The following is a 24,054-nucleotide window of genomic DNA, read 5'->3' on the forward strand; positions in this document are numbered from 1 at the left end:
GATGTGCGCTGATTGATGCCGGCAAGCGTAGGCACGAACTCGCCAGAAAACATGAAGAAGGCGTGACGGCGGATTGCCGACGGCTGTAACACGATGTGAGATCGCGTACGCCCCGATTCACCGATATGAATTCGTCATGATTTCACCAGCATGGGGCGCTACCGTGCGACCCCTGAACGGCAGAGAAGGAAGAGAACGTGTCCAGGACTTTTGCGCAAGGCGACGACCTCATGAACTTGCCTGATCCGGCACGACGTGCGTTCTCCTTGGGGCTTGGCCTGTTCCCGTTGCTGCCGCTGCTGCCTGGATGTGGTGCGAATCTCGAAGGGTCCGAATCGGCGCAGGCGGCAGGGCAAGGCGAACACCAGTCCACGCCGGCATCGGGACCCGTGCCCGCCTCGGTGAGCGGTGTATTCCACCACCCGGGCCTGTTGGTCACCGAAGACGACGCCACCCGCATCCGCGCGCTCATCAAGGCCGGCCAGGAACCGTGGACGGGCTGGTGGAACAAGCTGTGCGCCGAGCGCTTCGCCACCCTGAACACCAATCCCCAACCGCTGCCGGCGGTCTACCGGGCCGACGGCAGCAAGAACAACCTGTACGTCGACATCCAGCGCGCGTGGACCCTGGTACTGCGCTGGAAGCTGTCCGACCCCCAGGACGACCGATATGCCGCCAAGGCCGTGGAGTTCCTGGACGCCTGGGCGAACACCCTGAAGGAGGTCGGGACGGTTCCCCCCGGGTCGACCGCCCATGACGACCACACCTTCATCATCCTTGCGGGCATCCAAGGCCACCAGTTGGCGCAGATCGGCGAGATCCTGCGCACCTACTCCGGCTGGGCGCCTGAGAACCTGAAGCGCTTCCAGGACATGATGCTCAAGGTCTTCGCACCGGTTTCGTCGTGGTTCCTCAGCGACGGGCGCATCGGGTCCCATGCCAACTGGGACATGGCCTCGATGGCCGCAGCCATGGCCATCGGCGTGTTCTGCGACCAGCCCGACCTGTACCGGCTGGCCTGCGATTGCTACGCGGGCAACAACCGCGGCAAGCTCAGGACCTTCGGCAACGGCTCCATCGTGCACGGCGTCTACTTCATGCACCCGGGCCATTTCGGACAGTGGGAGGAGAGCGGCCGCGACCAGGGCCACTCGACACTGGGCATGTCGCTGGGCGGCGACCTGCTGGAGATGGCCTGGAACCAGGGTGACGATCTCTACGGGCTGTACAACAACCGCTTCCTGGCGGCGGCCGAGTACGTGGCCCGCTCCAACCTGCTGGACGAGAACGGCAAGCCGTATCCGATGCCGTATGCGCGCGAGCAAGACCCGACGCAGCCCCACCCAAATCCGTGGACCCAGGTAAACCAGTCGTTCCAGCACGGCCGCAACGCCTGGGAGCCCATCTACAACCACTATGTCAACCGCATGGGACTCGCGGCGCCGAACGTCGCGCGCATGGTGACGTGGTGCGAGCCGAAGTACGGCGGCAGCAGCGACGACGTCTGGTGGCCGACGCTGATCCATCGCCGTGTGCCTGCCGGGTCGATGAAGCCGGCCTCCGGCCTCACCGCCCATTTGCGCGGCGACCGCGTCGTGCTGTCGTGGTGGGGCAGCGTCGGCGCGACCTCGTATGCAGTCAGGCGAGGCGCGAAGGCGAACGGCCCCTTCATTCTCCTGGGCACGGTGTCGGCGAGCGAACTGCTCACGTACAGCGATGCGCCGCCCAACGGCGTCTGGTTCTATCAGGTCACCGCCGAGGGCACCGGTGCCCCAAGCGGCGGCTCCAATGTGGCCCGCATCGCCGTTCCGGGCGAGCTCCGCCTGGCCATGCCGCTGAACGGCGTGAACAACTCAGGCACGGCCGGCACGGTGTTCACCACCGCCGGCACCTCGGCGTCGGTGGAGGGCACGCTGCTGGACGGCGCGGCCTGGGGCGACGGACGTCGCAACGACAAGGCCCTCGTGTTCGACGGCCAGAAGGCAGGTCTGCAACTGCCTTCCGGGCTGTTCAGCGACCTGGACGACTTCAGCGTGTCCCTGTGGGCGTACGCGAATTCGCTGCACTGGGACAGCTGCCTGTTCTTCTCGGGGCAGGACGCGTTCTCCTGCATGTTCATCGCACCCCAGACAGGAAGCGGGCTGCGTTTCGGGATCTATGGCGCCACACACAACGACGTGCAGTTCGTGGAAGCTCCCTGGTTCATGCCGACTCGCCGCTGGGTCCATGTGGCGGTCACGCTGCGAGGCAACACCGCGCGGCTGTATGTCGACGGCACCGAAGTGGCCAAGTCCGACGACATCCTGCTGTCGCCGCGCCAGGTCGGCGACCAGGTGACCTTTCTCGGGCGCAACTGGGCGCATCCGTCGTTCAACGGCCGCATCCAGGACTTCCGCGTCCACGCGGGCGCGCTGAGCGCCGCCGAGGTGGCTGCACTGGCGCAGGCCTGATCACATCCGCCGGACTAGGCCCCACGCCCTGTCGCCCCCTTCGCCGACCCGCGCCTTCGTTCCTTCACTTCCCCGAACAGGTCGAACAATTGCTGGGCCGCCGGCGACAGCGAGCGTCCGCGGCGCCGGATCAAGCCCACCTTGCGGGTGACGACCGGCTCGACCAGCGGCACGCTGACCAGCAGGGGATGGTCGGGCCCCGGCATGGCCATCGAGGGCACGGCCGCGATCCCCAGGCCGGCTTCCACGAGGCCGAGCGTCGTGGTCACGTGCTGGGCTTCGTAGATGGCTTGTGGCCGTCCGGGGACGCCGACCAGCGCTTGTTCCAGCAGCACGCGGTTGCCTGAAGTCCGCCCGACCGAGATGTAGTCGTACTGCGCCAGCTGGGCCCAGCTCACGCGCCGCATCTTCGCCAGCGGATGGTCGCGCCGGCATGCGGCGACGAACCTCTCTTCCACCAGGGGCTTGAATTCCAGCTCGCCTTCCTGGGCGCCGATGAAGTTGAGGCCGAAGTCCGCTTCGCCGCGAGCGACCGCCGCCAGCACCTCGTTGGCGCCGGCGTCGAGCACCTTCACGCGCACCTTCGGGCTGCGCTCGTGGTAACGCCGAATCACCTCTGACAGGTAGTAGTACACCGTGGAGGGCACGCAGGCCACGGTCACCTCGCCCATCCGCGTCACCGCCCCGCCCCGGATGCCCAGCAGCGTGGCGTCGAGCTCATCCAGCAGTTCGCGCACCTTGCGTTCGAAATCGCGGCCCACCGCGGTGAGCGTCACGCGGCGCGTCGTGCGCTCGAGCAGCCGCACGCCCAGGGCCTGCTCCAGCTTGTCGATGCGGCGGCTGAACGCCGGCTGCGAAAGATGCACCGACTCGGCGGCCTTGCGAAAACTGCTGAGTTCGGCCACTGCACGGAAGGCCAGCAGGTCGTTCAGGTCGAAGTTGATGGCCATGGAGTGCCCCGTCGATTGATGCCAAAAGCGGATCAGTTGATCTTAAAGATGCAATTCACTTTTGCAATCCCGGCGCCGATCATCGTTGGCATGAACCGAGTGATCCCCTGCGTCCTGATGCGTGCCGGCACCTCGCGTGGCCCGTTCTTCCTGCGTGAATGGTTGCCGGCCGACGACACCGCCCGGGACGAGGCGCTGATCGGTGCCATCGGCGCATCCGACCTGCTCCAAGTCGACGGTGTGGGCGGCGGCAGCACGCTGACCAGCAAGGTCGCCATCGTCTCGAAATCGGCGCAGCCCGGATGCGACGTCGACTACCTCTTTGCCCAGGTCGGCGTGGGGCAAAGGTCGGTGGACACGCGGCCCAATTGCGGCAACATGCTGTCGGGTGTCGCCCCCTTCGCGATCGAGCAGGGACTGGTCGCCGCGCAAGATGGCGAAACCACGGTGCGTGTCTTCAACGTCAACACGCGGTCCCGCATCGACGTGACGGTCCTCACGCCGGGCGGCCGGGTGAGCTATGACGGAGAAACAGGCATCGACGGCGTGGCGGGCACGGCGGCGCCCATCCGGCTGAACTTCCTCGATGCCTGGGGCGCGGTCACCGGCTCGCTGTTTCCCACCGGGCAGCGCATCGACACCATCGAAGGCGTCGAGGTGACCTGCATCGATGCCGCGATGCCGCTGGTCATCCTGCGTGCGCAGGACCTGGGCCTGACCGGCCGCGAAAGCCCTTCAGACCTTGATGCCGATGCGGCGCTGCTGGCCCGCATCGAGTCGATTCGCTGTGCAGCCGGCCGCGCCATGGGCCTGGGCGACGTGTCCGCCAGTGTCGTGCCCAAGCCCGTGATCGCCAGCAAGGGCGACGACGCCAACAGCATCACCTCGCGCTACTTCACCCCGCGGCGGTGCCACGCATCCCACGCGGTCACCGGCGCCATCGGCGTGGCCACGGCCTTCGCGCTGCCCGGCACCGTGATCAGCAGCGACCTCGACCAGGCCGGTGTGCGGGCCATTTCGGTGCTGCACCCCCAGGGACGCATCGAGGTCGAGGTGGCAGTGGCGGGCTTCGGAAGCGAGGCTCGCGTGCATCGCGCCGCGCTCGTGCGCACCGCCCGAAAGATCCTGCAAGGCGAACTTCACATTCCGCCGTACGTGTTTTCGAATCCCATGGAAGGAGACAAGCCCATGAACCGCTTCATCGCACCCGTGGCCGCTGCCGTGATGGCCGCTGCGGCGCCTCTGGCGATGGCCTGGCCCGACAAGACGATCACCGTCGTGGTGCCCACAGCCGCCGGCGGCGGCAATGACGCCATGGCCCGCACCATCGCGCAGAAGCTCGGGCCGCTGCTCGGCCAGACCGTCATCATCGACAACCGCGCCGGTGCCAACGGTGCCATCGCGAGCGAGTTCGTCGCCCGCGCCGCGCCCGACGGCCACACGCTGATGTTCGGCTACATCGCCACGCACGCGATGAACCCGGCGCTGCAGAAGCTGCGCTATGACCCCGTGAATGATTTCGCCCCGGTCGGCCTGGTGGGCTATTCGCCGACGCTGATGGTGGCCAACGCCACCGTGCCGGTCAAGGACGTCAAGGACCTGGTGGCGCAGCTCAAGGCCAAGCCGGACAAGTTCACCTACGCCTCCGCCGGCAACGGCACGGCGCCGCACTACGCGGCCGAGCTGTTCAAGCTGAGCGCAGGCGTCGTGATGCTGGGCGCGCCGTACAAGGGCTCTGCACCCGCCATCACCGACACCATCGCCGGACAGACCCAGCTCATGTTCCCCAGCCTGTACACGGCGCTGCCGCACGTGAAGGCCGGCAAGCTGCGGGCCCTGGCGATTGCCGGCCCGAAGCGCTCGGCACTGCTGCCGGAAGTCCCGACGTTGAAGGAGGCCGGTGTGGACGGGGTCGACGTGCAACAGTGGTATGGCTTCTTTGCCCCCGCCAGGACGCCCAGGCCGGTCATCGAGCAGCTCAACAAGGCCTTGAACCAGGTGCTGGCGGACAAGGAGGTCGTCAAGCGCATGGAAGAGCATGGCGCGGATGTCGAGACAAGCACGCCCGAGAAGTTCGCAGAACTCGTGAAGAGCGAACTGGCGAAATGGAAAGGCGTGGTGCAGCGCGCCAGGCTCACGGCGGAATGAGGCGAATCGCATGACCCACCACCTGAATGACCTCGGCGCCTGGATCGGCCGCAGCGAGACGCTGCACGACCAGATCGGCGCCACACCCGTGAAGCAGCTCAACGCGACGCTGGACCACCCGGCGATGCCGGTGGAGGCCGGAACGACCTTGCCGCCGCTGTGGCATTGGCTCTATTTCCTGCCGCTGCACCGTCAAGGCGAGATCGGGCCTGACGGACACGCCAGGCGGGGCGGCTTCCTGCCGCCCGTGCCCTTGCCGCGGCGCATGTGGGCCGGCAGCCAGTTCGAATTCCGTTCGCCGGTGCGGGTGGGCGATGCGGTGCAGCGCACCTCCACCATCGCCGACGTGTCGGCCAAGGCAGGCCGGACCGGCCAGTTGGTATTCGTCAAGGTGCGGCACGAAGTGCGCCGCAACGGTTCGGCGCAGCCTTCGATCGTGGAGTTCCACGACATCGTGTACCGGGAGGCCAGGCAGGCCGGCGACGTGGAGCCGCCGCCGCAGCGCGCGCCAACCGGCGCTGCCTGGCAGCGAGAGGTCGTGCCCGACGACGTGCTGCTGTTCCGATATTCGGCGCTCACCTTCAACGGGCACCGAATCCACTATGACCGCAAGTACGTGACCGAGGTCGAGGGCTATCCGGGGCTGATCGTGCACGGCCCGCTCATCGCGACGCTGCTGATGGACCTGGTGCGCCGCAACCTGCCCGACGCCGATGTCGCCACGTTTCGCTTCAAGGCCGTGAGGCCCACCTTCGACCTGAACCCGTTCCGCGTCAACGGACAGCTTCAGGACGATGGCAAGACCGTCAAGCTGTGGGCCCAGGACCACGAAGGCTGGCTCACGATGGACGCGGTCGCGACGCTGCGCTGACAGGAGACCGAGCCATGCAACCCTTGAAAGGTCTCACTGTCGTCACGCTGGAGCACGCGATCGCCGCACCGTTCGCCACGCGCCAGCTCGCCGACCTCGGCGCCCGCGTCATCAAGATCGAGCGTCCCGGCAGCGGCGACTTCGCACGCGGCTACGACGCCCGCGTGCGCGGGCTCGCATCGCATTTCGTCTGGACCAACCGCTCCAAGGAAAGCCTCACGCTGGATGTGAAGCATCCCGAGGCCGCCCAGGTGCTGCAGCGGCTGGTGCTGGAAAAAGCGGATGTGGTGGTGCAGAACCTCGCGCCCGGCGCCGCCGCGCGCCTGGGACTGGGCCACGAGGTGCTGGCGGCGAAGAAGCCGTCCATCATCGTGTGCGACATCTCCGGCTATGGCGCGGACGGCCCGTACCGTGACAAGAAAGCCTACGACCTGCTGATCCAGAGCGAGGCCGGCTTCGTCTCCGTCACCGGCACGCCCGACGAGCCGTGCAAGGCCGGACCGTCGATCGCCGACATTGCCGCGGGCATGTACGCCTACACCAACATCCTCTCGGCCTTGCTGCAGCGCGCGCAGACCGGGCGGGGCCAGCACATCGACATCTCGATGCTGGAGTCGCTGGCGGAATGGACGAGCTACCCGCTGTACTACGCCTTCGACGGCGCATCGCCCCCACCGCGCACCGGCGCGGCGCACGCGACGATCTATCCGTACGGACCGTTCCCCACGGGGGCCGACGGCGGCAGCGTGATGCTCGGTCTGCAGAACGAGCGCGAGTGGGTGAACTTCTGCGAGAAGGTGCTGCTGCGCCCGGAACTGGCACGCGATCCACGCTTCGCCGGCAATGCCCGGCGCGTGGCCGAGCGCAACGCCTTGCGCGAACTCATTGTCGAGACCTTTGCGCCGCTGACCGCGCCACAAGTGGTCCAGCGGCTGGAGGCGGCACAGATCGCCAACGCACGGGTCAACACCATGCACGAGGTGTGGGACCACCCGCAGTTGAAGGCGCGGGGTCGCTGGTGCGAAGTCGGTTCTCCGGCCGGCATGCTGCCGGCCATGCTGCCGCCGGGCACCTGGGACCAGGGCCCACGCATGGACCCGGTGCCCGCCCTCGGCGAGCACACCGATGCGATCCTCAGCGAGCTGGGCATGAACGGCGAAGCCGTGCGTCGACTGCGCGCTGCGCAGGCCATCTGATGACACCCCGCACCTACCTCTTCGTGCCGGGCAATCGCCCCGAGCGATTCGCCAAGGCGCTCGCCAGCGGCGCCGACATGGTCGTGCTGGACCTGGAGGATGCCGTCGCGGCGGCCACCAAGTCCGAGGCCCGGGACGCGATCGCCCGGTGGTCGAGCGAGGCCGCCGATACCGATCGGGCCCGCGTCCTCGTGCGCATCAACGACACCCTGTCGGACGACTTTGCCGCGGACCTGCAGCTGTTGGGTCATGCACGCATCTCGGGCGTGATGCTGCCCAAGGCCGAGTCGGCTGCGCAGGTTCGCGAAGTGCGCGCCGCCCTGCCCCAGGCGCGGGTGTTCGCGCTGATCGAGAGTGCGGCCGGCGTCGCGAACGCACGGGACGTTGCCGGCACCGACGGCGTGGAACGCCTGGTCTTTGGCACGCTCGACTACGCGCTCGACCTCGACCTGGACATCGCCGACAACGCCGACGGCCTGGTGCATGCCGCCGGTGTGCTGGCGATCGCATCGCGCCTGGCCGGCCTGCCGGCGCCGGTGGCCGGCGTCACGCCGCAGATCGACGATGAGCGCCGCCTGCTGGCCGACCTCGCCTGGTCGCGCCGGCACGGCTTCGGCGCCAAGCTGTGCATCCATCCACGCCAGGTCGCGCCTATCCACGCGGCCTTCATGCCTGACGCGCAGGCCATCGACTGGGCGCGGCGCGTGCTCGCCGCAGAAGCAGCATCGCCCGGCGCCGCACAGCTCGACGGCCGAATGATCGACCGCCCGGTCGTGCTGCAGGCGCAGCGCACCTTGCAGCGCTCCCGCACCTGATCTCCAAGACCCGCCTTCAAAGGAACCGCCATGCCTTCCACCATCATCGACTCCGCCATCTTCCAGGGCATCTTCTCCAGCGACGAGATGCGGCACGTGTGGTCCGACGAGAACCGCACGCAGAAGTACCTCGACATCGAGTCCGCGCTGGCCAAGGTCCAGGCGCGCCTGGGCCTCATTCCGCAACAGGCCGCGGACGAGATCGTCAGCCACTGCCGGCTCGACCAGATCGACATGGTCAAGCTGCGCCAGCAGACCGAGCGCATCGGCTACCCCATCCTCGGCGTGGTCTCGCAGCTCAATGCGCTGTGCCGCGACAAGCTCGGCGAATACTGCCACTGGGGTGCGACCACGCAGGACATCACCGACACCGCCACCGTGCTGCAGATCCGCGAGGCGCTGGCGATCGTCGAGCGCGAGCTGGCGGCCATCTCTTCGGCCATGGCGCGCCACGCGAAGGCGCACCGCGACACGCCGATGATCGGCCGCAGCAACCTGCAGCAGGCCATTCCCGTGACCTTCGGCTACAAGATGGCCGGGCTGCTCTCGGCCATCGAGCGCCACCGCGAACGGCTGAGCCAGCTCAAGGAGCGCGTCCTCGTCGGCGAGTTCGCCGGCGCGGCAGGCACCCTGGCCTCGCTCGACAAAGGCGCGATGGAAACCCAGGCGGGACTGTGCGCCGAGCTCGGGCTCAAGCAGCCGCTCATCGCCTGGCACACGATCCGCGACAACATCGCCGAAGTCGGTGCCTTCCTCGGCTTGGTCGGTGGCACGCTCGGCAAGCTGAGCATGGACGTCAAGCTGATGATGCAGACGGAAGTCGGCGAGGTCTACGAACCTTTCGCTCACGGCCGGGGCAGCAGCAGCACGATGCCGCAAAAGCGCAACCCCATCTCGTCGTGCTACATCCACGCGGCGATCTCGGTGGTGCGCCAGCATGCGGCCGCCCTGATGGATGCGATGGTCGCCGACCACGAGCGTTCGACCGGCCCGTGGGAGATCGAGTGGATCGTGCTGCCCGAGGCGTTCTGCCTGATGGCCGGCGCCTTGAAACAGTCGCGCTTCGTGCTCGAAGGACTGGAGGTCGATGCACAGGCCATGCGCCGCAACATCGACCTGACGCATGGGCTCGTGATGAGCGAGGCCGTGATGATGGGCCTGGGTCCGTACATCGGCCGTGAGTACGCGCACGACCTGGTCTATGACATCTGCCGCGAGGCGGTCCGGCAGCAGCGGCCGCTGCTCGACCTGCTGGCCGAGCACCGCGAGATCAACAAGCACCTCGACCGCGCCGCCCTCGCCAGGCTTTGCGATCCCGCCAACTACCTGGGTCAGTCCGGCGTGATGGTGGACCGCGTGCTCGCGACCCTGCGCTGACGCTGCACCGCCACAAGCCGGCGCAGACCGGCTCAGGTTCTTCCTCGCATCATCTCCAGGAGACAACGCCATGAAACCCGGCAAGCTGGTCAAGCTGCTCTACGTCCAGGTCCTGATCGGCCTGGTGCTCGGCATCACCGTGGGCCACTGGTGGCCCGACATCGGCGCGGCGTTGAAGCCGCTCGGCGATGGCTTCGTCAAACTGGTGAAGATGATGATCGCGCCGATCGTCTTCTGCACCATCGTGAGCGGCATCACCTCGCTGAACGACACCCGCGAGATCGGCAAGACCTTGTTGAAGTCGATGGGGTTGTTCTACGCGCTCACGGTCCTCGCTTTGCTGACCGGCCTGGCGGCGGTGTTCCTGCTGCAGCCAGGCGCGGGGATGCACATCGACCCCAAGCACCTTGATGCCGCGGTGGCGGCCAAGTACTCGAGCCAGGTGCCCCCGCGCGGCTTCACCGAATTCATGATGCACATCATTCCCGTGTCGTTCTTCGGTGCCTTCGCGGAAGGCGAGGTGCTGCCGGTGCTGCTGCTGTCGGTGCTGTGCGGCTTCGGCCTGACCCGGATCGGCGCGGCTGGCCGGATCGTGCTCGATGGCATCGACGGCCTGGCCCACATGCTGTTCGCCGCATTCGGCTTCATCATGCGGCTCGCCCCGCTGGGCGCCTTCGGTGCGATGGCGTTCACCGTCGGCCGCTACGGGATCAAATCGATCGGCTCCCTCGGGTTGCTGATCGGCACCTTCTACGTGGCCTGCATCTTCTTCGTCGTGGTGGTGCTCGGCTTGCTGGCGCGCCTGCACGGCTTCCGGCTCTGGCAGCTGCTGCGCTACATCCGCGAGGAACTGCTGGTGGTGCTGGGCACCTCGTCGAGCGAGCCGGTCCTGCCTCGACTGCTGATGAAGCTCGAGCGGCTGGGGTGCAAGAAGGGCGTGGTCGGCCTGGTCCTGCCGACTGGCTATTCGTTCAATCTCGACGGCACGGCGATCTACCTGACGCTCGCGTCGATGTTCATCGCCCAGGCCTGCGACATCCAGCTCTCATGGACGCAGATCGCCACGATGCTCGGGCTCATGCTGCTGACGTCCAAGGGGGCAGCCGGCGTGACCGGCAGCGGCTTCGTCGCCCTGGTCGCGACGCTCACCGTGATGCCCGACCTGCCCGTGGCCGGCGTGGCGCTGATCGTCGGCATCGACCGCTTCATGTCCGAAGCGAGGGCCTTGACCAGCACCATGAGCAATGCCGTCGCCTGCGTGGTCGTGTCGATCTGGGAACACGCGTGCGATCGTGAGGTTCTCAGGCGAGAGCTCGCGCAGGACCATGCCGTGACCGAGCTGGCCCTTGAAGAGGACGTGGGGATCCCAAGCGCGGCACCAAAGCAACTCGCCATTCATGCGTGAACGCCGGCCGCATCGAGCCGGAACACGCTGACCGATTCCAACAGCCGCAGGCCATTGCACTTCAGGCTCTCGGATGCGGCCGCCGACTCCTCCACCAGCGCGGCGTTCTGCTGCGTCGTCTGGTCCAGCTGCGACACCGCGGTGTTGATCTGAGAGATGCCGCCGCTCTGCTCGCTGGTGGCAGCAGTGATCTCGTTCATGAGGTCGCTCACACGCCGGACCTGGGTCACGATCTCGGCCATGGTCTTTCCCGCACGCGACACCAGCTCCGAACCGGCCTCGACCTTGCCGGCACTGTCGTGGATGAGTGCCTTGATCTCGCGCGCCGCGGTGGCACTGCGCTGAGCGAGATTGCGCACCTCGCTGGCCACCACCGCGAAGCCCTTGCCGTGCTCGCCTGCCCTCGCCGCCTCCACCGCCGCATTCAACGCGAGGATGTTGGTCTGGAACGCGATGCCATCGATGACGCTGATGATGTCCGCGATCTTGCGACTCGCGGCGCTGATGTCGGCCATGGTCTGCACGACCTCGCCCACGAGTTCTCCGCCCTGCGCCGCCACCATCGAGGCACCGTCGGCCAGTTGGTTGGCCTGGCTGGCGGTGTCGGCGTTGGTGCGCACTGCCGAGGCCATCTGCTCCAGCGACGCGGCCGTCTGCTGCAGGCTGGACGCCTGCTCCTCGGTGCGCGAGCTCAGGTCCAGGTTGCCCTGGGCGATCTGGCTGGAGGCCGTCGCCACCGACTCCGCGCCGTTGCGCACCTCCCCCACCACGTGCCGCAGGCCGACCTGCATGCGCTGGATGCCTGCCAGGATGCTGGCATCGTCGCCGCGGCGCAGGGTCACCGGCGTGGACAGGTCGCCGGCCGCGATGCGCGCCACCACGCCGCTGACGTTGGCAGGCTCGCCGCCGATGGCACGCAGCACGTGGCCGCTGATGAGCACCGCCAGACCCAGTGCCAGGAGCACCGCCAGGAGGGACATGCCGATGGTCCAGGCCCTGGCCGAGAGGTACCCCTCGCGGCTGTGAGCCACCGCCGCGCCCGCCCCCTCCACGTTCAGCTTGATGTCGCGAGCCAGGGTGTCGCTGAGGTCGTCGAACTGCTTCTGTCCCTCGGTGCCATACAGAGCATGCAGCGCCTCGGCCTCATGTCCTGCGCGGGCCTGGGGAACAACCAGCGTCTGGACCATGGCGGTGTAGCGGCTCCATTGCCCCTCGAACTCGTCCCAGAGACGGCGCTCCTCATTCGAGCTGATCACCTTGACATAGTCTTCCCGGTGCTTCTGGTAGCGTCCCACGCGTTCTTGCAGCAGCTTGTCGGTCGCAGCCTGCGTGGCGGGATCCTTGGCCAGCACCTGGCGGATCTGGGCTAGCCGCACCATCGCGACATCGGTGCGGATGTCGCCGAGGCTTTCGACGCTAGGCAGCCAGTTGGCCCCGAGATCCTCTGAGTTGCTGTTCAGATCGGAAAGCCGGGACATGGCCACGCCCGCCAACGCGACCAGCAGGGCGATCTCCAGGAAGAATGCGGCGAGCATCTTGCCGCGCAGGCTCAACGAAATCATGGGATGGCTCCTCGATTTACGTCCGTCATTTCGGACGAAATCATGTTCGCTTGAATCATTTCTGATCAATTCGAAAAAATGATGACTCGAATGGCCGCATCTCTGATGTTTCGGGCGCTTGATAAAGCCGGCACCTAGGGGTTTCCAGTAGAAACGACCGAGGAGCGAGCAGTCTGGGGATCTGCCCCGCCCTGGGCGCCTGGCTCGGCTTCCTTGCAAGAGGAATCAGTTATGATCGATGCATCATTATTTCGTGTCATCGCCGGCCGGCATGTCGTCGCCGCACATGAAGCCCTGGGCTGAACCTGATGCCGAGGTGAGGACGATCCTCACGGTGGACGATCAACCTGCCAACCTGCGGGTCGTCATCGACTGCCTGGAGCGCCATGGCCTTCGGGTCGTGGTGGCATTGAGCGGTGACGAAGCGCTCGAACGCGCCAGATACGTCCGCCCGGATCTCGTGCTGCTGGATGTGCACATGCCCGGACTCGACGGCTTCGACACATGCCGCCAGCTCAAGACCATCCCGTCCACGCAGGACATCCCGGTCATCTTCATGACCAGCGCCACCGAAACCCCGGACAAGCTGGCGGCTTTCGCTGCCGGGGGTGTCGACTACGTCACGAAGCCAGTCAACGAGGAGGAGGTCCTCGCTCGCGTCAACACCCACCTGACGCTCAGCGCGCTGCGCCGCCAGCTCGAGGCCAAGAATGCCGAGCTGGCACGCTCCAACATCGAGCTCGAACAACTGGCCATCGAACGCGCCGTCCGGGCACGCGCCGAAGGCGAGTCCGCCGGCTTGCGCAAGCTGCTGGAAGAGCGCGACCAGATGCTGGCCGATCGGGAAGACATGCTGCGGCTGCTCGCCCATGAGGTGCGCCAGCCGCTGAACAATGCATCGGCCGCCTTGCAGAGCGCGTCCGCAGCCATCGCGGGCCTGGGTGGCGAGCACAACGCCGACATCCGCCGTCCGCTGCTGCGCGCTGAGCACGTGCTCGACCATGTCATCGGCACGCTCAACAATGCGCTGGCGGCCGCCACCATGCTCACCTCGGGATGGACCGAGCCCATCGCCGACACGGACCTGGACACGCTCATCGGCCTGGTGGTGCACGACATGGCCGCCGAGGACCGCAGCCGCATCACCGTCGAATCCCGCACCGCGATGCGCACGGTGCAGGTTCAGCCGCTGCTGATGCGGCTGGCCTTGTCCAACCTGCTGTCCAACGCCCTCGCCTATTCGCCCTCGGGTTCGCCGGTGCAGTTGCGCATCCGCGATGGCGAGGAGCCGCCCGCCATCGTGCTGGAGGTCGCGGACCGTGGCGAAGGCATCGCCGCGGACCTGCTGCCACGCGTCTTCGACAAGGGCACGCGCGGCCGCAACGCGCTTGCGAAGGCCGGTGCGGGGCTGGGCCTGTACATCGTGCGCAAGGTGGTGGAGCTGCACCGCGGCAGCATCGAGATCGTTCCCAATCCGCCACGCGGCAGCATCGCCCGCATGACGATTCCACAAGGCATCGAGGTCTAGACGAATGCTGCCATCGACCCTCGCCGTCATCGACGACGACCGCGAATTCGCCGAATACCTCGCCCAGTACCTCGAACAGCACGACGTGCGCGTGCGCGTGTTCTCCGACAGCGACGAGTTCCTCACCTCCGCAGGGGCCTGGGAGTACGACTTCTACGTGGTGGACCTGATGCTGCCGGGCGTGGACGGCGTCGATCTCGTGCGCCTCATCCGCCGCAAGGGGCCGGCTGGCATCGTGGTCGTGTCCGGCCGCGTGGGGCCGGACGTCTTCGACTCGGTTCTGCGCGCCGGAGCGGACATGTACCTCATGAAGCCTGTGCGCTTCGAGCAGGTGGGCCTGGCCATTGAAGCGGTGCAGCGCCGGGTCGAAGGCAGCCGCACGCAGGCGGCGCAGTGGCGGCTGGAGCGAGCGGCGCGCAAGCTGGTGGCGCCCGACGGTGCACGCATCGACCTGAGCGACAACGACCTCGCGGTCGTCGAATGCTTCGCGGCAGCCGATGGTGCGACCGTGACGCGGGCCACCTTGTGCCAACGGCTGGGCCGCGACCCTCAGAACGAGGCCGACAACCTGCTGCATGCCGCCATCTACCGGCTGCGCCGCCGCATCGAACGTGCCACCACATCCACCGTTCCGCTGCATTCGGAACAGAAGGTGGGCTACACCTTCCGGGGCAAGCTCATCGCGGTCTAGGACGGTGGGCCACCGGCTTGAGAATCCCTTGCGGCACACTCATGGGATGCCCGCCGCCAACTCCGCCATCCAGCCCGACTTCGCCCCCATCCTGTTCAAGAGCGCCAAGGCTTTCGAGACCTGGCTGAAGAAGAATCACGCCACCTCTGACGGCCTCTGGCTCAAGATCGCCAAACGGGGTGCCGATGAACCCAGCGTCACCTACCCCGAGGCGGTGGAGATCGCGCTCTGTTGGGGCTGGATCGACGGCCAGAAGAAGGGCCTCGACGACCAGCACTTTCTCCAGCGCTTCACACCGCGGCGCGCGCGCAGCATCTGGTCGAAGATCAACGTCGACAAGGTCGCGGCACTCATCAAAGCGGGCCGCATGCAGGCGCCGGGCTACGCGCAGATCGAGGCCGCCAAGGCCGACGGACGCTGGGCGAAGGCCTACGACGGAGCGCGCACCTCCGTGGTGCCGGAGGACCTGTTGGCGGCGCTGGAAGCCGAGCCGAGGGCCAAGGCCTTCTTTGCAACGATCAACGCGGCCAATCGCTACGCGGTGCTGTGGCGCATACAGACGGCCGTGAAGGCCGAGACGCGCGCCAGGCGCATCGCCCAGCTGGTGGAGATGCTCGCGCGCGGCGAGACCATCCACATCTTCAAGCCCCGCGCCAAGACATGAATGCTCCGATTGAACCGCGTGCCGACCACTTCACAATGCTCGTTCAGCGTGCACTTCCCGATGGCAGGTTCGTCGTGACGAACTCGTCTCGAAGGGATGTCCCAAAAGGAACGAGGTTCGTCGACATGTACGCAGAGCGGGGATTCCTTGAACCTGACGGACACGTTGTTGTCCGTAGCCGGGAGCAAGGCCCCAGCGTCTCGCTTCTGCTCAGTGACGTCGAGTTCTTTCGACGCAGCATTGAATGCGTTCCATGCGGCCACCATGCAGGTGCAGCATTTGAGGGAGCTGGCGCGGAAGCGGTTGTTTGGGCTTTTCGACTCCCCCGACATCTATTTCGAAGTGTCAGAAGAGGAAGCTGAGTCCGTGCTGGTGGCAGTTCTGGTCAAGGACATGGCGTACGGAAGTCCCCTGGTGCCGCCCGACGAAGCGGTGACGCTGGCCGACGCGTTCTTGAAGTCGCTGGGGGGCGGCAAGGACGCCAGGTACTTCACAAATGGCGAGTTTGGCAAGGCTCGCTCACCTGCGAACTTGGGGCCACGCTGGAGTCCAGCAACCGAGCACACCTTCGATTCCGGCATTCTCGTCTTGACCTCGCGGCAAGTCGGCTGCGCGTGGTTCATGGACGAAGACTGATGGCCCACACCGCCGTTCGGCGGCTGACAGCTCAGGTGCTCAAGGAGCCCTGTGCGCCGCGGAACGCGCCGTTTGATTTCCGCCAGACCAGCGTGAAGTTGTTCGCCGGCATCGGTATGGACTCCTCCAGCACAAGGCCTGCAGTGCGCGCGACTTCCGCCACCTCGTCGATGTCGCGCACACCCCAGAGCGGGTTCCTCGCGCGCAGGCTCGCGTCGAACGCTTCATTGCTTTGCGACGTATGCGCGCTGCCACGCATGTACGGGCCATAGGTCACGAGCACCCCGCCGGTGGGCAGGATCATGCCGGCGCCCGCCATCAACGCGAGCGTGGCCTCCCACGGGGAGATATGGATCACGTTGATGCACACGACCGCGTCGGCCGCGGACACGGACCAGGGGCGCTTCGTGACGTCGATGGCGAGGGGCGGCTTGACGTTCGACAGGTTGCCTGCGAGCGTCCATGCCTCGATGGAAGCATGGCGCTCCACGTCCATCTCGCTGGGCTGGAAAGTCAGGGCGGGCAACGCCTTGGCGAAATGCACCACATGCTGCCCGGTGCCGCTGCCGATCTCGAGCACAAGGCCGCGCGGCGGCAATACACGCCAGAGCACTTCGAGGATCGGCTGCTTGTTGCGCTCGGGGGAGGGGGCGGTCTCGCGTGCGTCCATGCAGCGATGGTATGCAAATGCACGGTCTCGAGCAGGGCTCGGCAACTTTGCGGCGACGAGACCGCCAAGCTGGCCAACGAAGACGACCATTCCAGTCAGGCCCCGGTAAGCATCAATGACCATCGGGATGCACGGGCATCAAGACCTCCACTCACGTTTGGGTGTTGCCGCGCGTATCCTCGTTCGCATCCTCACAACGGTCGGATTCAACATCTCCCATGCAGGCCGCCGATTCGTCATCCAGCGCAACGCGTCCAGTCCGCCACGCATCCAAGCACCGTCTTGACGAGGACTGCATCCTCGTGCTGCAAGGTGGCGGAGCGCTGGGGGCCTATCAGGCGGGCGTGTTCGAGGCCTTGTCCAAGGTCTATCGCGAGCCGACATGGCTGGCCGGCATTTCGATCGGGTCCATCAATGCCGCCCTGATCGCCGGCAGCCCGCCGCACCAGCGCGTCGCTCGCCTGCGCGAGTTCTGGGAACTGGTGAGTTCGTCGTTTCCGCTGCCTTCCAGCGCGGCGGTGCGCGAGGCCCTGAACGACGCGAGCGCGACCCAGACCTTGATGCTGGGCGTGCCGGGATTTTTCTCGCCGCGCTTCCCACCCGCGCCCATGCAGCCTCGCGGCACCCTGGAGGCCATCAGCTACTACGACACGGCCCCGCTCAAACAGACGCTCGAACGCCTCGTGGACTTCGACCGGATCAACTCGGGCACGGTCCGCCTGTCGCTTGGAGCGGTCAATGTTCGCAGCGGAAATTTCGAGTACTTCGATTCCGCCAAGCAGCGCATCGATGTGCGTCACGTCATGGCCAGCGGCGCGCTGCCACCAGGATTCGCGCCGGTGGAGATCGACGGAGAGTTCTACTGGGACGGTGGCCTGGTGTCCAACACACCCTTGCAGTACGTGCTGGACGAACCGGGCAAACGACGCCGCGTCGTGTTTCAGGTGGACTTGTTTTCAGCCAGGGGGGAATTTCCCACCACGCTTGCAGAAGTGACCGAGCGCGAGAAGGACATCCGTTTTTCCAGTCGCACACGGCTGAACACTCGCAACGAACTGGACTGGCAAGTCCTCGCCCAAGCCGCCAAGCGACTCATTGCCAAACTTCCCCCAGACATGGCCGACGACCCCGATGCCCGAGCGCTGTCACACCTGCATTGCGACGTCGCGGTGGACGTGATCCACCTGATCTACCGCAGCAAGCACTACGAAAGCCAGTCGAAGGACTACGAGTTCTCTCGCCAGTCGATGCAGGACCACTGGGACGCTGGACGTGCTGACATGACCCACACCTTGCACGATCCGCGATGGACCCAACACAAACACGACAGCACCGGGGTCCATGTGTTTGATCTCACCTCCGACACTGCGCCACCCAGTGGAGCCGCCCGATGAAGATCGACGACGTCAAGCGACGCGCATTCGCGATGCCCCTGACCAACCCGGCTTTTCCACCCGGGCCGTATCGATTCGTGGATCGCGAGTTCCTGGTCATCACCTACAGAACGGACCCGGACGCGCTGCGCGAGGTCGTTCCCGAGCCGCTCCAGTTCACCGAGCCCATCGTCAAATACGAGTTCATCCGCATGCCGGACTCCACGGGATTCGGTGACTACACCGAGTCCGGCCAGGTGATCCCCGTGGAGTTTGAAGGTCGCGCCGGCGGCTACGTCCACTCGATGTACCTCAACGATGAAGCGCCCATCGCGGGCGGCCGAGAACTGTGGGGGTTTCCGAAGAAGCTGGCCGCACCGTCGATGACGGTGGAGAAGGACACCTTGCTTGGCACGCTCGACTACGGGTCCGTGAGAGTGGCGACCGCCACCATGGGATTCAAGCACCGGATGCTCGATCCGAATCCCGTGTTGGCGTCGATGCTCTTGCCCAACTACCTGCTCAAGATCATTCCCCATGTGGACGGCAGTGCGCGCATCTGCGAACTCGTGCGCTACTTCCTCGAAGATGTGACGATCAAGGGGGCATGGACTGGCCCTGCTGCGCTCGAGCTCGCCCATCACGCCTTGGCCCCTGTGGCCATGCTTCCTGTCCTGGAGATCGTTTCCGGCGTTCACATCCTCACGGACATGACGCTTGGCATGGGAAGCGTGGTACACGACTACCTGGCATGACGCCCCATCGCGTCGCGCCGCAACCCTGGAACTCAGCATGAAACTTCTGGACAAAGTCTGCATCGTCACTGGCGCTGCCAGCGGCATCGGAAAGGAAATCGCCCTCACCTTCGCCCGAGAAGGCGGCAAGGTCGTCATTGCTGACCTGAGCCAGGACGCGGCGAAGGCGGTCGCCGAGGGGATCAATCAAAGCGGCGGCAAGGCCATGGCCGTCGCGATGGACGTGACCAGCGAGGACCAGGTCAACGCTGCGGTGGCGCAGGTGGTGGCGGCGTTCGGCGGCGTGGATGTGCTGGTGAGCAACGCAGGCATCCAGATCGTGCATCCCGTGGAGGAGTTCCCGTTCGCGGACTGGAAGAAGATGCTCGCCATTCACCTTGACGGCGCTTTTCTGACCACCAAGGCTTGCATGCCGCACATGAAGTCTTCCGGCAAGGGCGGCAGCATCATCTACATGGGTTCGGTGCATTCCAAGGAAGCGTCGGTGCTGAAGTCAGCCTACGTGACCGCCAAGCACGGGCTGATCGGTCTGTGCAAGACGGTTGCCAAGGAAGGCGGGCAACACGGCATCCGTGCCAACGTGATCTGCCCGGGTTTCGTCCGCACGCCGCTGGTGGAAAAGCAGATTCCCGAGCAGGCCCAGGCACTGGGCATCAGCGAGGACGATGTCGTCAAGAAGGTGATGCTGAAAGAGACCGTGGACGGCGAATTCACCACCGTGCAGGATGTGGCCGAGGTCGCACTCCTTTTTGCCGGATTCGGCTCGAATGCGCTGACCGGGCAATCGCTGGTCGTGAGCCATGGGTGGTTCATGCAGTGAGCAGTGCACTCCAGCCGCTGACTCCTCGACTCCCATTTGCTGGTTGAATGAATCCCTCCATGCGCACGATCCGCTTCATCCTCCTCGCGTTCGGCCTCCTCGTCGTCACGCTCGCCCTGCTCATTGCCTTCGGCGGGCCGTCCACGCCGGCGCCCATGGCCAGCATCAACGACCCATTCAAGTCGGTGGACTTCTCCGACCTGCCTCCCGTCTCCACCTTCAAGGCCGATGACGGCGCCTCGCTCGCCTATCGCAAGTACCTGCCTGCCGCCACAGCCAAGCCCGCGGGCAGCGTGACGCTGATCCATGGCTCATCGGCCAACAGCAACAGCATGCACCCGATGGCCCGCGCGCTTGCTGCGGCCGGCTACACGGTGTTCGCGCTGGACATGCGCGGCCATGGCCAATCCGGCACCAAGGGACACATCGACCACATCGGGCAGCTCGACAGCGACCTCGCCGCGTTCGCCAGGGCGGTCCAGCCACCACAGCCTTCCACGCTGGTCGGTTTTTCCGCGGGCGGAGGCTTCGTGCTTCGCATCGCAGGCGGTCCGCAGCAGTCGCTCTTCGGCAGCTACCTGCTGCTGTCGCCCTTCCTCAGCCAGAAGGCGCCCAACCTGCGGCCCGGCGGTGGCGGCTGGGCCTCCGTGGGCATTGCGCGCGCCTTTGCGTTGGTCGTGCTGAACAAGATCGGCATCCACGCGCTGAACGACCTCACGATCACGCGCTTCGCCCTGAACGAAAAAGCACGCGCGATGCTGACGCCCGAGTACGACTACAACCTGGTGATGAACTTCCGCCCCGAGTTCGACTACGAAGCGAACATCCGCCACGTCCAGCGCCCCTGCGCCATCATCGCCGGCAGCGCGGACGAGGCGTTCTTCACCGACAAGCTGGAAGGCATCGTTCGCGGTGCAGGCCAGCAGTGGCCGGTGGTGCTGCTGCCCGGCCTCGGCCACATTCCCCTCACGCTGGATCCCTCAGCGCTCCAGGCCATCGTCCAGCAGGTGCAGGCCCTGCAGCAGCAGCCGGCGCACTGAGCCATTCATCGGCGCATACCTCTCATGCGCCGGCAGACGTTCCGCTCACCGGGGGGCGCCAGGACACTGGCGCCCATGAACACCGCACCTGCACTGACCCCCGACGCGGCCTCGACTCTTCCGGGCCGCAACAACGCGTCCACCTCCCGGGCACGCGACCCGCTGCGTGGCACCTTGCTGCTGGCCACCGCCCTGCTCTCGCTGGTGCCGGTGGTGGTGCTGGGGTCCAGCATCGGCTGGCCCGCCTCGCTGGCCGCACCTGCTGCGCAGCAACTGGCCGCCGTGCAAGCCCATGCCGGCGCGGTGCAGGCGGGCTACGGCGCCTACCTGCTGTACTCGCTGCTCATCATGCCGGCCATGCTCGCGCTGGCCTCGCGCATGCTGGGCGACCTCGCCAGGCCGCTGGCCGCGATGGTGGTGGCCTTCGCCGCCTTGTCCACGCTGGCCCGCGCCATCGGCATCGCGCGCTGGGTCACGGTCATGCCCGCGCTGGCCGCTGCGCACGCCTCGGCCGATCCGTCCTCGCGTGCGGTCATCGGCACCGTGTTCGATGCACTCACGCGCTACGGCGCAGGCATCGGCGAGCTTCTCGGCGTGAGCCTGTTCATGGCGCTCTCGCTGGGCACGCTGTGCATCGGCGCGCTGGTGCAACGCGGCGCACCGGTGCTGCTGGCACTGTCGGGCATCGCTGTCGCACTGCTGCTGGTGGGCATGGCGGCACCGGCCTTCGGTGTGCCCTTCGGCGTGAACGTGGCGGTGGGCGCGAGTGCGACCAATCTTTGGCTGCTGGTGGCCGGGGTGTGGGCCTGGCGAGGCGGCCGCGGCTGATCAGCCGGGCGACGCACGCCGGACCTGCACCACCTCGCCCGCCATTGCCACCTCCAGGCACGCACCGTCCTCCACCGGCTCGAACAGCGCCTTGGCGATGGCCCCCACCACATGCTGCTCCACCGCGCGTTGCAGCGGACGCGCCCCGTACTTCGGGCTGAAACCCACGCTGGTGACGAAGTCGATCACCTCCGGCGCGAAGCGCAGCCGGATGCCTCGGCGCAGCAGCCCTTCGCGCTTCTCGATGGCCGCCAGCTCCTGCCGCGCGATCGATTCAATCGCATCGCGGGACAAGGCACTGAACTGCACCACGCGGTCGATGCGGTTGAAGAACTCGGGCCGGAAGAACTGGCGGATCTCGTGCGTCACATCGTCCGCGCCCACGCCTTGCGCAAAGCCGAGCGATCCGCCGTGCCGCACGCCCAGGTTGGTGGTCATCACGACCAGGCTGCTTCGGAAGTCGGTGATGCGTCCGCGGCTGTCGCGCAGCCGGCCTTCATCGAGCACCGCCAGCAGCAGGTCGAACACCGATGCATCGGCCTTCTCGATCTCATCCAGCAGCACCACCGAGAAGGGCCGCTGCCTCACGTGCTCGATGAGCTTGCCCGGCTTCGCGCCGGTGCCGATCAGCCGTCCGATCTGGAAGGCATGCTGGAACTCGCTCATGTCCACGCGAAACAGCGGGTCCGTCCCGCTGCCGGCGCCGTAGAAGTAGCGTGACAGCGCCTTGGCCGCAGCCGTCTTGCCCACGCCGGTCGGGCCGGCGAAGAGCAGCGTGGCCATCGGCTTGGCCGGGTCGTTCAGGCCGGCCTTGAACAGGTAGACCACCTCCTTGAGCTGGCGGATGGCCGCGTCCTGTCCGAAGAGTTGCTGAGCGAAGAACGCCTGCACCTGCGCATCGTCCAGCGGCTGGTCATCGCGCAGGAAGCGCTCGGGCAGGCCCGTGGTGCGTGCGAACTGGGTGATGGCATCCTGTTCGGTGACGGTCTGCTTCTCCTGAGCCATGGCCGACCGCACGCACTCGCCGAGAAAGCGCACCGCCTTGCCGGGAAAGCGTTCATAGCGCATGAACCGGTTCAGCAACCGGTAGCTCGTGTCCAGCGCCGCACGTTCGATCTCCACCGACAGCGAGCCCCGTGCGTAGGCCCCGAACAGGTCCAGCACACGCCGCGCACGCTGGCTGTCCATCTCCCCCATGCGGACCGGCTCGAAGCAGTCCACGAAGCCGGGCAGTTTCTGCCGGGCGATCTCCAGTTCGCTGGGCGTGGCCTCGCCGATCAGGCGCAGCCGCCCGGCCTTCAGCGCGGGCAGGAGGTAGGCGGCCATTGAATCCTCGGCACTGTCGCCGCCGATCTGCAACAGGTTGACGAAGTCGGTGACCCACAGCACGCCACGCGACAACTCCAGCCAGATGACGGCCTGGTCGCACAAGGCCTGCCATTCGCCCAGGTACTTCGCCCGGCCGATCACGCGGTCGGCGGTGCTGCGCCAGAAGGTGGGCGGCATGTCGGAAGCGGCGGACAACCGATGGGCTTTGCGGATGGCCTCGAGGATCGCCACGCTCTTGCCAACGCCGGGCTCGCCCACCAGCAGCAGGTTGCCGCCGCGCATCAGGCGTTCGGCGAGGTCATCGACCAGGACGCCCTGCTCCCATGCCACCTCCGGGAACACATGCTGGCCGCGGCGCGTTCCCGTGTCGGGCATGCGGTCGGTCACCACCGCAAGCTGCGACTGTGCCTCGCGCACATGGCGCGGCAGTTGCTGCTTGTCGACGACGCGGTCGTCGCGGCGCGACTCCACCGTCTCCAGCCACGCAGCGCCACGCGCGACGTAGCGCTGGGCATCTTCCGGCGACAGACCATCCAGCCGGTCACGGGTGTAGTGCTGGATCAGCACCGGAAGCTGCGCCTCGTCGTAGTAGAAGAAGCTTTCGTCGAGGTACGGCAGGTAGCATTTCCAATACCCCTCGGCCTCCTTGACGCCGTAGACCGCTGCAACTGAGAAGGTCGTGGGCGAGGGCATCGGAAAGCTGCCCTTGGTGGTCTGGTGTGCCAGGCTGACCTGCACGCTCGCATGGCGGATGCGCGCGTCCTCGATGTCCGGGTCGGGCACGTAGGAGCCCCGCTCGCGGTCGCGCTGCATGGTGTCGGCCAGCGTGGTCTTCAGGCGCTTGGCGCTGCGCTCGACAGCCTGGTAGTCGGTACCCAGCAGCATGCCGAAGACGGAATCGTCGTCGAGCTGCCAGCAGACCATGGGGTAGGAAAGCGACGGCATG

General features: G+C 66.5%; 20 protein-coding genes and 1 pseudogene. 17 read left to right on the forward strand and 4 right to left on the reverse strand.

Going from position 1 to position 24,054, the window contains the following annotated elements; genetic code table 11:
* Window positions 1–230: 230 nt before the first annotated feature.
* Window positions 231–2,450: a LamG-like jellyroll fold domain-containing protein gene (locus tag DZC73_RS08515; protein WP_124539804.1), complete on the forward strand. Its 2,220-nt coding sequence runs from the start codon at window positions 231–233 to the stop codon at window positions 2,448–2,450.
* A gap of 14 nt (window positions 2,451–2,464) precedes the next feature.
* Here DZC73_RS08515 and DZC73_RS08520 read toward each other — a convergent pair whose 3' ends face one another.
* Window positions 2,465–3,400 carry a LysR family transcriptional regulator gene (locus DZC73_RS08520; RefSeq protein ID WP_124539805.1) on the reverse strand — a complete coding sequence of 312 codons (936 nt, stop codon included), beginning with the start codon at window positions 3,398–3,400 and terminating at the stop codon, window positions 2,465–2,467.
* Window positions 3,401–3,490: 90 nt separating this feature from the next.
* On the opposite strand from DZC73_RS08520, the pseudogene DZC73_RS30670 reads away from it, so the two are divergent.
* The 7 genes and pseudogenes from DZC73_RS30670 to dctA all read left to right on the forward strand — a co-directional run.
* Window positions 3,491–4,537 (forward strand): annotated as a pseudogene (locus DZC73_RS30670) (4-oxalomesaconate tautomerase); the annotation flags it as partial.
* A gap of 51 nt (window positions 4,538–4,588) precedes the next feature.
* On the forward strand, window positions 4,589–5,548 hold the full coding sequence (locus DZC73_RS30675) for a Bug family tripartite tricarboxylate transporter substrate binding protein (RefSeq protein WP_407924099.1): 960 nt from the start codon (window positions 4,589–4,591) through the stop codon (window positions 5,546–5,548).
* Window positions 5,549–5,558: 10 nt separating this feature from the next.
* The gene (locus tag DZC73_RS08530; protein WP_124539807.1) at window positions 5,559–6,419 is read left to right on the forward strand and encodes an FAS1-like dehydratase domain-containing protein; all 861 of its coding nucleotides are present in this window, start codon (window positions 5,559–5,561) and stop codon (window positions 6,417–6,419) included.
* Between the two features lie 14 nt (window positions 6,420–6,433).
* Window positions 6,434–7,615, forward strand: coding sequence for a CaiB/BaiF CoA transferase family protein (locus DZC73_RS08535; protein ID WP_124539808.1), 1,182 nt, complete (start codon window positions 6,434–6,436; stop codon window positions 7,613–7,615).
* Window positions 7,615–8,430, forward strand: coding sequence for an HpcH/HpaI aldolase/citrate lyase family protein (locus DZC73_RS08540; protein ID WP_124539809.1), 816 nt, complete (start codon window positions 7,615–7,617; stop codon window positions 8,428–8,430). The genes DZC73_RS08535 and DZC73_RS08540 overlap by 1 nt, the downstream gene beginning before the upstream one ends.
* Window positions 8,431–8,460: 30 nt before the next feature.
* A complete protein-coding gene (locus DZC73_RS08545) occupies window positions 8,461–9,807 on the forward strand; it encodes a class-II fumarase/aspartase family protein (RefSeq protein WP_124539810.1) in 1,347 nt (448 codons plus the stop codon).
* A 70-nt stretch (window positions 9,808–9,877) separates the two neighbouring features.
* Window positions 9,878–11,212, forward strand: coding sequence for a C4-dicarboxylate transporter DctA (dctA, locus tag DZC73_RS08550; protein ID WP_124539811.1), 1,335 nt, complete (start codon window positions 9,878–9,880; stop codon window positions 11,210–11,212).
* On the opposite strand, the gene DZC73_RS30580 is transcribed toward dctA, so the two are convergent.
* Complete coding sequence (locus DZC73_RS30580) at window positions 11,203–12,774, reverse strand: methyl-accepting chemotaxis protein (protein WP_124539812.1); 1,572 nt, start codon at window positions 12,772–12,774, stop codon at window positions 11,203–11,205. The two genes, dctA and DZC73_RS30580, sit on opposite strands and share 10 nt — an antisense overlap.
* Before the next feature lie 238 nt (window positions 12,775–13,012).
* Between DZC73_RS30580 and DZC73_RS08560 the strand changes: the two genes are divergently transcribed.
* From DZC73_RS08560 to DZC73_RS08575, 4 genes are all read left to right on the forward strand, one after another.
* Window positions 13,013–14,302 carry a hybrid sensor histidine kinase/response regulator gene (locus DZC73_RS08560; protein ID WP_124539813.1) on the forward strand — a complete coding sequence of 430 codons (1,290 nt, stop codon included), beginning with the start codon at window positions 13,013–13,015 and terminating at the stop codon, window positions 14,300–14,302.
* 4 nt (window positions 14,303–14,306) lie between these two features.
* The gene (locus DZC73_RS08565) at window positions 14,307–14,993 is read left to right on the forward strand and encodes a response regulator transcription factor (protein ID WP_124539814.1); all 687 of its coding nucleotides are present in this window, start codon (window positions 14,307–14,309) and stop codon (window positions 14,991–14,993) included.
* Between the two features lie 46 nt (window positions 14,994–15,039).
* On the forward strand, window positions 15,040–15,657 hold the full coding sequence (locus DZC73_RS08570; RefSeq protein WP_124539815.1) for a YdeI/OmpD-associated family protein: 618 nt from the start codon (window positions 15,040–15,042) through the stop codon (window positions 15,655–15,657).
* Between the two features lie 147 nt (window positions 15,658–15,804).
* Window positions 15,805–16,293 (forward strand): hypothetical protein, encoded by a 489-nt coding sequence (locus DZC73_RS08575; protein ID WP_124539816.1) that lies wholly within the window; start codon window positions 15,805–15,807, stop codon window positions 16,291–16,293.
* Window positions 16,294–16,324: 31 nt separating this feature from the next.
* On the opposite strand, the gene DZC73_RS08580 is transcribed toward DZC73_RS08575, so the two are convergent.
* Window positions 16,325–16,963, reverse strand: coding sequence for a DUF938 domain-containing protein (locus DZC73_RS08580; protein WP_124539817.1), 639 nt, complete (start codon window positions 16,961–16,963; stop codon window positions 16,325–16,327).
* Window positions 16,964–17,181: 218 nt separating this feature from the next.
* Between DZC73_RS08580 and DZC73_RS08585 the strand changes: the two genes are divergently transcribed.
* The 5 genes from DZC73_RS08585 to DZC73_RS08605 all read left to right on the forward strand — a co-directional run bounded on the left by DZC73_RS08585 (window position 17,182) and on the right by DZC73_RS08605 (window position 21,779).
* Window positions 17,182–18,357: a DUF3734 domain-containing protein gene (locus tag DZC73_RS08585; protein ID WP_124539818.1), complete on the forward strand. Its 1,176-nt coding sequence runs from the start codon at window positions 17,182–17,184 to the stop codon at window positions 18,355–18,357.
* Window positions 18,354–19,091, forward strand: a complete 738-nt coding sequence (locus DZC73_RS08590) for an acetoacetate decarboxylase (RefSeq protein WP_124539819.1) — start codon at window positions 18,354–18,356, stop codon at window positions 19,089–19,091. The genes DZC73_RS08585 and DZC73_RS08590 overlap by 4 nt, the downstream gene beginning before the upstream one ends.
* Window positions 19,092–19,128: 37 nt before the next feature.
* Window positions 19,129–19,911 carry a 3-hydroxybutyrate dehydrogenase gene (locus DZC73_RS08595; protein WP_124539820.1) on the forward strand — a complete coding sequence of 261 codons (783 nt, stop codon included), beginning with the start codon at window positions 19,129–19,131 and terminating at the stop codon, window positions 19,909–19,911.
* Between the two features lie 59 nt (window positions 19,912–19,970).
* Window positions 19,971–20,951 (forward strand): alpha/beta hydrolase, encoded by a 981-nt coding sequence (locus tag DZC73_RS08600; RefSeq protein ID WP_124539821.1) that lies wholly within the window; start codon window positions 19,971–19,973, stop codon window positions 20,949–20,951.
* Window positions 20,952–21,026: 75 nt separating this feature from the next.
* Entirely contained in the window at window positions 21,027–21,779 is a 753-nt protein-coding gene (locus tag DZC73_RS08605) for a DUF4386 family protein (protein ID WP_161974506.1), read from the forward strand.
* On the opposite strand, the gene DZC73_RS08610 is transcribed toward DZC73_RS08605, so the two are convergent.
* Window positions 21,780–24,053 carry an AAA family ATPase gene (locus DZC73_RS08610; protein ID WP_124539823.1) on the reverse strand — a complete coding sequence of 758 codons (2,274 nt, stop codon included), beginning with the start codon at window positions 24,051–24,053 and terminating at the stop codon, window positions 21,780–21,782.
* Between the last annotated feature and the right edge of the window lies 1 nt (window position 24,054).

This window comes from Rhizobacter terrae, from assembly GCF_003852895.1.
Taxonomy (GTDB): domain Bacteria; phylum Pseudomonadota; class Gammaproteobacteria; order Burkholderiales; family Burkholderiaceae_C; genus Albitalea; species Albitalea terrae.

Coding starts and splice junctions, on each gene's coding strand:
- DZC73_RS08515 (WP_124539804.1), top strand. CDS start 231: ATGAACTTGCCTGATCCGGCACGACGTGCGTTCTCCTTGGGGCTTGGC.
- DZC73_RS08520 (WP_124539805.1), bottom strand. CDS start 3,400: ATGGCCATCAACTTCGACCTGAACGACCTGCTGGCCTTCCGTGCAGTG.
- DZC73_RS30675 (WP_407924099.1), top strand. CDS start 4,589: ATGAACCGCTTCATCGCACCCGTGGCCGCTGCCGTGATGGCCGCTGCG.
- DZC73_RS08530 (WP_124539807.1), top strand. CDS start 5,559: ATGACCCACCACCTGAATGACCTCGGCGCCTGGATCGGCCGCAGCGAG.
- DZC73_RS08535 (WP_124539808.1), top strand. CDS start 6,434: ATGCAACCCTTGAAAGGTCTCACTGTCGTCACGCTGGAGCACGCGATC.
- DZC73_RS08540 (WP_124539809.1), top strand. CDS start 7,615: ATGACACCCCGCACCTACCTCTTCGTGCCGGGCAATCGCCCCGAGCGA.
- DZC73_RS08545 (WP_124539810.1), top strand. CDS start 8,461: ATGCCTTCCACCATCATCGACTCCGCCATCTTCCAGGGCATCTTCTCC.
- dctA (WP_124539811.1), top strand. CDS start 9,878: ATGAAACCCGGCAAGCTGGTCAAGCTGCTCTACGTCCAGGTCCTGATC.
- DZC73_RS30580 (WP_124539812.1), bottom strand. CDS start 12,774: ATGATTTCGTTGAGCCTGCGCGGCAAGATGCTCGCCGCATTCTTCCTG.
- DZC73_RS08560 (WP_124539813.1), top strand. CDS start 13,013: ATGCATCATTATTTCGTGTCATCGCCGGCCGGCATGTCGTCGCCGCAC.
- DZC73_RS08565 (WP_124539814.1), top strand. CDS start 14,307: ATGCTGCCATCGACCCTCGCCGTCATCGACGACGACCGCGAATTCGCC.
- DZC73_RS08570 (WP_124539815.1), top strand. CDS start 15,040: ATGCCCGCCGCCAACTCCGCCATCCAGCCCGACTTCGCCCCCATCCTG.
- DZC73_RS08580 (WP_124539817.1), bottom strand. CDS start 16,963: ATGGACGCACGCGAGACCGCCCCCTCCCCCGAGCGCAACAAGCAGCCG.
- DZC73_RS08585 (WP_124539818.1), top strand. CDS start 17,182: ATGCAGGCCGCCGATTCGTCATCCAGCGCAACGCGTCCAGTCCGCCAC.
- DZC73_RS08590 (WP_124539819.1), top strand. CDS start 18,354: ATGAAGATCGACGACGTCAAGCGACGCGCATTCGCGATGCCCCTGACC.
- DZC73_RS08595 (WP_124539820.1), top strand. CDS start 19,129: ATGAAACTTCTGGACAAAGTCTGCATCGTCACTGGCGCTGCCAGCGGC.
- DZC73_RS08600 (WP_124539821.1), top strand. CDS start 19,971: ATGCGCACGATCCGCTTCATCCTCCTCGCGTTCGGCCTCCTCGTCGTC.
- DZC73_RS08605 (WP_161974506.1), top strand. CDS start 21,027: ATGAACACCGCACCTGCACTGACCCCCGACGCGGCCTCGACTCTTCCG.
- DZC73_RS08610 (WP_124539823.1), bottom strand. CDS start 24,053: ATGCCGTCGCTTTCCTACCCCATGGTCTGCTGGCAGCTCGACGACGAT.